This is a genomic window from Paraburkholderia ribeironis, assembly GCF_900019265.1.
In the GTDB taxonomy this organism is placed as follows: Bacteria; Pseudomonadota; Gammaproteobacteria; order Burkholderiales; family Burkholderiaceae; genus Paraburkholderia; species Paraburkholderia ribeironis.
The window spans coordinates 1-7,291 of record NZ_CYGX02000101.1 but is presented as its reverse complement, the minus strand read 5'-3'; the positions used below and the strand labels follow the sequence as shown (position 1 = coordinate 7,291).

3 protein-coding genes are annotated in these 7,291 nt (G+C 56.7%); 2 read left to right on the top strand and 1 reads right to left on the bottom strand.

The genetic code is table 11. From position 1 onward, the window contains the following. Positions 1-33 precede the first annotated feature (33 nt). Entirely contained in the window at positions 34-2,241 is a 2,208-nt protein-coding gene (locus BN2475_RS30260; RefSeq protein ID WP_094783075.1) for a WD40/YVTN/BNR-like repeat-containing protein, read from the bottom strand. Between the two features lie 1,619 nt (positions 2,242-3,860). Between BN2475_RS30260 and BN2475_RS30245 the strand changes: the two genes are divergently transcribed. Together BN2475_RS30245 and BN2475_RS30240 are read left to right on the top strand one after the other, a co-directional pair. Continuing rightward, positions 3,861-6,059: a glycosyl hydrolase family 28-related protein gene (locus tag BN2475_RS30245; RefSeq protein WP_094783072.1), complete on the top strand. Its 2,199-nt coding sequence runs from the start codon at positions 3,861-3,863 to the stop codon at positions 6,057-6,059. 424 nt (positions 6,060-6,483) lie between these two features. Continuing rightward, a complete protein-coding gene (locus BN2475_RS30240) occupies positions 6,484-7,038 on the top strand; it encodes an FHA domain-containing protein (protein ID WP_094783071.1) in 555 nt (184 codons plus the stop codon). Positions 7,039-7,291 lie beyond the last annotated feature (253 nt).

Below are 7,291 nucleotides of genomic sequence, written 5' to 3'. Positions count from 1 at the left end.
GGGAGGCCCGTTTACGTGGCCAATTCACCGAGTTCAGCTTCGAGTCGCTTCGTCATCCGGAAAATTCGACGCCCTCTCGGCTGCAACTCGGTCAGTTGGTCCATTAATCAGCGCTTCCCTAGGCTTTGGAAGCGAGATCTCAAAGACGCTGCGTCCCCATGATGCGACTCGTAGAATCTCTGGGTTTACGTTGCTATTCAAGCCGAGCGCCTTGAACTCGACGTTTGGCAGCCCATTTCCGACTTTTTCCCATTTCCCGATAGGAATTTGGTACTGGAATACGCCTCCGGTGCCCGCAACAATCAAGGTGTGTGGATGTGTCCCCGGATCGATGACAACCGCGAACAAGGGCAGGTCAGGCAAATTGCTGGAGCCGCCATTTGTACTGCCCGAAATGTCTGTCCAGATCGATCCACCGTTTGCAGTCCAGAATACATGGCGCGACGGATTGACAGTGGCGGTGACTCTAGAGAATCCTGGGTAGGTTGCAACCACACTCTGCGAATCATCGGGATCGATCGCAACCGCGGTTACCCGTCCTTGGGCTGCGGGTTGACTTACAGCCGCATTCCAACTGGGCGTTTGGTTCAATGCTGTGTTTGTAAGTTGCAGCGTCCCGTCATTGAGCCCAACCCAGACGATGCTGGGATTGGACGCGGCCACCGCAATTGCCTGAATCGATGCACTAAAGGTGCCGATCACAGTAAAGTTGCCGCCGTTATCCGTGCTCCGAAACAAACTGGTGCCCACCGCGGCATACACGTTACGGCCGTTGGGGTCAAACACAATGGGGCTGGCGTTTCCGGACAGCGGGTTACCTGGAGTCCAGCTTGCTCCGTCACTGGTTACATATATCCTGCCCTGGCCGTTGGTTGTGGTGCCAAGGGCGTGTTTGCCGTCGAGCGGATCCACGGCGACTGTAATCCCGTCGCTGTCCGTGGCCTGACGCCAACTAAACAGCGGCTGCTCTGGAGAATGCGCGAAGAGGCCATTGTCCTGTGCGACCCCATAGCTGAACAAGAAGTCGTTCGGCCTGCTGTCATGCGCCATGTCGAACCCGGTCAGCAAGACCGTGGCAAGTCCATCGTTGAGAGTGGAAAATGTCTTTCCGCCGTCTGAACTCTTGACGAAGCCACCGTCGCTACCCAGATACACGATGGTTGGCGTTCCGGAACGATGACTCGGCGGGCTGAATTGAATGGCGTGATAGTCGGCGTGTGCTTGGCCCTCATCGATACGGTTGTCCTGGGTCGCGAGGCATGTGTTCCCCGGCAACTGGTTTTTTTTGTCGCGAAGTCCGGAACTGCCGCCGTCGGTGGCGTGAAATAGACCGCGAAGGCCATAGTAGAACGAGGTGCTATCCTGCGGGTCGACCCCCAAGGCTATATCATATGCCAACGTCCCGAGGACAGGTTGCAGCGACGCAATCACTTCAGGGCCCTGCAAGATTTCGTTCCAGTTCTTGCCACCATCAGACGACTTATAGAGTCCGATGCTTGGGCTCACAAGGAACTGCGGCGGGTATGTGCCGCCGCAATAGTAGGACGGGGTACCGGCAGTTATCACAGCGGCCACATAGAAAGTCTTACCGCTATCAGGTTGCGAGGACTGTGTGAAATAGATACCTCCGAAAGTGAGGCCAGTCGGAACGCCCCGGCTCGCGGCCGAGAAGAATGGGGTAGCTGCAAACGTCGCGCCTTTGTCGGACGACCTGTAAATTCCGCCGTTAGCGATGGCTGCATAGACGACGCCTGGCGTCGATGTATCGACCTTCAGATCGGTAACGATGCCGGTAAGAGGAACCGTGACATTAGTCCCGTCGCTGGCCATCCGGTAGACGCCCTGTTGAGCCCCGACCAAAAGGGTGTTGGAGTCTGGAAGCGCAAGGCGACTGATGCCTTGTCCGGTCAGGTCGCCTGCCGGTGTCCGCGTGGTTGGGTTAAGGACCGACCAGCTATCGCCCCCGTTTGTCGACTTATAGAGGCCCGTCGCGTAGAAGCTCTGCGGAGCGCTGTTTGGCAACCCGCCTTGGTCGACATAGTTTCCGGTTGCCGCAAATACGTTCTGGGGGTTCGTTGGATCTAGGGCAACGGCCGCCATGACCAGAGATGGCATGGAGTCAGTCTTGGCGAACCACGACTGACCTCCGTCCGTAGTCTTCCAAACTCCTCCGGCATCGGTTGCCACATAAATTGTGCTGTCAGATGAACCCGAAGGGTCGATCGCGATATCATTGACCATTCCCGACACTGTTCCGTTCGTCAACTGCCCAGCCCCGCTATCACTGATCGGGGCAGGTCCGATTTGACGCCACCCTGGGGGAGTGCAAGCAGCTAGCACCAACGTGAGAAGTGCCAGTGTAAATAGTTGCAAATAAGCACCGCCAGACAAACTAGGCTTTGCCATCCGCAATCCTCCTCGCTGATTTTCTTGGTCAAAGTCCGTCTCGTACTTAGTCGTCCGGTTTTTGGGTTGATTCGTGAGTTTGGCCCGACACCGCCCCATTCGCTGGGACGCTTGGGGCCCATGGCTCCCGATGGACTGACATTCGCTTTACGTGTTCAATCCCAACCTGCCAGAGGTCTTGGCGCAAGCGACCATTGGCGTCCGAATGATCCTCGACGAACCGTGTTCCCAGCATCTCTCGGTGATCCTGCTCACCATCTCCAGATGAGACTTCGCGATCGATGGTAGCGGCATTCACGACAGTGATACTCATCGCGATCTGGAGGAGAACCAAATGGACGGTGACGCGGACGAATCTCATCGTTTTTTCTTCATCGGCAGCTTACCGTCAACCAAACATGACACCATGCCATGATCTATTGACAGACAGACATTTCTTCCATAGTGGATTAAACATAGACGCGTGTTTGACCTATTACAAGACGTCGCTAGGCTTCTTTTTCGTTACCATTGAATGAAGTCGTTACAGCGCACCCTACGGTTGCATAGCTGCCCGATAAACCCGGAACTGCGCCACTCTCTTCCCAGAGGTGTGACGCGGTTTTTCGACCGTGCGTTTTCACAATTCCAAAGTCGGCGTGCCGCCTCGGAAAATGTTAATTAGCGAACGTGCCTCGTACTCCGCAATCGCTTTCTAAACGTTAGCTACCGCACGGTTCTGAAATCAAACATTCGCGTTTCCAACTGGCAATTTTCAGCCGACTTCCTATTCTTTCCAGAGAAGTCAAAGAAAATGAGCTGAGGGCCATCGTGAATCCGTCTCGTTCTAATTTCCTTCATGAGAATCCACCACCCCCCAAGGGGCGTACGTGAACTCATAGGCGCCGCCGTATATCGTCTGGAGTTGACCCGCTTTCGTGGACACCTTTGTTAGAGGAGATGCCCAAAACGACAAATCACCGTAACCCGTACCCACTCGAATTCCGGGCGCCTATCGTTGAGCGGGTCAAGGCTGAGCGAACCCGAAGAGCTCGCCCGGGAGTTCGAGGCGACTGCGCAGACGAGCTATAACTCGGTCGCACAAGCCGATCGTGACACCCGCGAGCGGCATGACGGATTGACGACGACGGGGCGTGACGAACTTATGCGCTTGCGCCGCAAGGTACGCCAACTCGAGCTTGAACGCGAAATTCTGGCAAAAGCCGCGGCGTTGTACGGGAGATCGGAACCGTATCCAGGAGAGGTTCGCATTCCCGAAAGCGAACCAGGCCAAAATGGCCCGATCGTGCTGGGAGACAGGAGCTATTAGCAGACAGCTCTGATTGAAACGAACGCCCTGTAAATCTTCGGCCTGACGCCGACTATTGAAGCCACTTTCCATGATGCGGTCAACCTAGCGGTAAGCCCGATGCGAGGTAGTGGCACCGTAACAAAACCCGACCAGCGAGGACAACATGAATTCTCTGAGTGGGGAGGCGGTCAATGTCAAAGATTTTGGAGCGAAAGGTGACGGCATACACGACGATCAAACGGCTTTTCAGGCGGCAATCGACTCGTTCTCGCCGATCAACGAATCTCTCGCCGGGACGGTACTTGTACCCGTGGGCACCTATCGCTTAGCGTCGCCGGTAAGAATTAAGAAGTCAGTGTGGATGCGGGGTTCGCAGGGAGCCTCGCTAAATCTCTCGACGCACATCAGGCCGGACGCCGGTGTTACTGCTTTCGTTCTAGAGCGCTTTAACACTCCAACCGGTACGACGTCGGCCGGGGCAGGCGATGGAGCGCAAATCTCCAACCTCGTTGTGCAGCCCGCGGCGAAGGTCTCGCAGTGGGCGCAGAACACCACCTACCAAGTCGGCGATAAGCGTCGGACGGGCTCCGGGAGCGGTAGGGATTGGCGGCGCCATTACATCTGCACGCAGACCGGCATCTCGGCTGCTTCCGGCATTGGGCCACGCTCGCTCGGCAACGACGAGACCCTGAATTACGATAATCGAATCGGCGACTTTACCGTTGACCAAACCGTCACAGGCGCTAGCAGTGCGGCGACGGGGATCATCATTGCGAACAGCGGCAGCGGAAGTGCCGGCCAGCTCCGCCTGACGAGCGTATCAGGCACCTTCCTGGATAACGAAACGATTTCCGATGCCGTCGGTGCCACCGCGACGGCAAATGGCGGATCGACTGTGGCGTTGACGGACGAGCAGGATGGCACGGTCCGTTGGCGCTACATCGGCAGCGGTGCTGGCATCAAGATCCGCGCGAATGGTGTGACGCTCCGAGACGTCACTGTCCTGTATTGCAGTGGCAACGGTGTACACATCGAGGCGCCGGATCCCTTAGAAGCTCCACGCTCAGAGAGCGTTAATGCGAACAGTTGGCACCTCGACAACATCAACATCTGGGGGTGCGACGGTCATGGCCTGTACGTGAGGGGCAGCGACACAAACGGCGGCTCGTTTATTCATGGCGTCATGTACTCCAACGGTGGTGCCCTGTCTGACGAGGACTACTCCGGGGCGGGATTCAACATCTACGAGTCAAGCTTCCTCGGGAACACGTACGTCTCGATCCAGATGGGCTTGGGCGGTATGGGCTCTATCTACTCGGAATCAATTGGTGGTGGAAGTACGTGGATCGGATGCTATCAAGAAGGCACTGGCGGGGGCGAGAACGTTTTCACCAACAGCAACGTAATTGTGGGTGGCGGCATATCGGGCAGCATCATGAGCGCTAATTCCGTACCTGCAGTGCTGGCGCCGGTGACAAATAGTCGCGGTCATAACCTCTTCGTCGCCGGTTACAGCGGGCCTCCTTGGCGCCGGAACGTTGCCGTCCGGCTCGGCGACAAACGCATGAACAACGGCAACCTCTATCAAGTCACCGTCGCCGGCACGACCAACGGTATCGGGCCATCGGGTATGGGTTCGGACATCGTTGACGGGACGGCTCACTGGTCGTTCCTCCATGCGGGTACGGATAACGGTGCAGTCGGTTTCGGTAGCGTGGATCCAAACTTCCCATACTTCGCATTCATGCAATCGCCAGACGATGTGGGCCGCTTGCCGACCTTTTGGCAGTATGGATCGTTCGGTGGCGTCAACCATGCGCATCTGTTCACGTACGGCGCCTCAGGCACTGGCACGGCCGAGACGGGCCCCGGCCTCATCCATGCAGTAAACAAGACGGAGATCGCCGAGTGGCCGGCGCATGTCCCCGCTGGTCGTGCGCTCTTCGATATGGTCTTCGTCGGCGGTTGCAAGGTCACGTATGGTACTGGCGTACCTGACTCAGGTATCTGGAACAAGGGCGACCGGGTCTTCTTCAAGGGGGCCGCTGTTGTCCCGGGCGGCGCTGAGGGCTTGGTTTGTACGGTGGAAGGAACAGCCGGCTCATACAGTGGTGAGCGTACGGCGACAACCAGTGATACGAGCACGGTTGCGATCAGCGGTGGGGTGATGAGTAATCTCAAGGATCAACAAGACTTCAAGGTCGGTGATAAGCTCGTCATCAATGGGGTGACATCCCGGGTCTTGGCGGTCAGTGACGATGGCAAGACGCTCGCGATGGACGCCAACATTCCGGGTGGCTCGGGACTGGCAATAATCTTCGCAAATCCGGTTTTCAAGACCTTTGGCTCGATCGCGCCGTAAAGGGGTGCCGACGGGATTCGGGGATTTTCGTACGCCGGCGCTCCGGAAAAATACTTGTTGCGGCTGGCGTGGCGCGCACTTTGCGGTTTTGCGGAAATCTTCAGCTGGGAATCGTGCACAACTTCTTGATTTTTGGAGATGTGCAGTCCGGCTATAGTACGTTCTCGTCCAAATCTTGACGGCATCCCGATGACGATGGTCAAGCGCGTACCTCTTCTCGCCCCCGAACGAACGGCCGTTCTACCTTGGAGCCTGCCTTTGACGTGAAATCGAGACGAACGACGGGAATGGGTCGACTACAGCCGACCGCATCGGGCGGCAGTCGGCCAGTTACTGCCGTTTGCCTAAGGGCTCACACGGACACTCGGACCGCCGGTACACTCCGTTAGCGGACGTTTACCGTTCAACAAGGCTCATTGCAATAATGGAACTCTCGCAAGTTGCCGTGAATGCTGCGGTGAGTGCGCTTACTGCCGTGGGGGTCGCCGTGGTCACCCATCTGCTCACTCGTGCGCAAGATCGGCGCAAATATCAGCGCGAGGTAGCAGAAAAGCTGGCTGAACACGAGCGCGACGTGGCTGCAAAGGTGGCCGCGCTCAATTCAGTTAGGCCCGACGTCACGCAGATCTATGCAATGCAATTCGCCGTGGGGTGTTTCATGGTCGAAATTCAAAGCGAAGGTGAGCGGGAACCCGTGTTTCTGCCTCTCGGAAGCCGGATCACCCTGGGTCGCTCCGAAGAGAATCACATAAGGATCAACGATCCTTACATCTCACTTACCCATGCTTCATTTAGTTCGATACATGACAAGGTCTATGTCGAGCGCTTGGACCCCAGTGACCCTCTGGAAGTAAACGGCAAGATTGTGGACTTGAAAAGAATACTGGCGACCGGCGATGTCATCACTGTTCCAAAAGCCTCGATGGAGATTAAGTTTGTTCGCGTGGTAAGCGATTCGCCCTTCGAAGCAGGGAGTTAGTTTCTCTGATAACCCGAATGGCGGGTTCGCTCGCGTCTCCGTGGACCGATGACCGCTCTACCTCGGACGCAGCCGTCGGTCTGTCTCGGTCGTGAACGGCAGATGAGGGTCGATTGCGGGCACTTAGCGCTGCCGTCCTCGGGTTCGATCTTGCGAGACACAGTATTCGACACGGCACCCGCCGCTCAAAATTTCTCTTCCCGATCAAGGCATTACACCTTCTTTGGCGAAAAGTTTACGATTAGGCACAGTT

Bases quoted from the DNA above. Each gene is read 5' to 3' on its own strand.
- BN2475_RS30260 (WP_094783075.1), bottom strand. From the start codon at position 2,241: ATGGTCAATGATATCGCGATCGACCCTTCGGGTTCATCTGACAGCACA.
- BN2475_RS30245 (WP_094783072.1), top strand. From the start codon at position 3,861: ATGAATTCTCTGAGTGGGGAGGCGGTCAATGTCAAAGATTTTGGAGCG.
- BN2475_RS30240 (WP_094783071.1), top strand. From the start codon at position 6,484: ATGGAACTCTCGCAAGTTGCCGTGAATGCTGCGGTGAGTGCGCTTACT.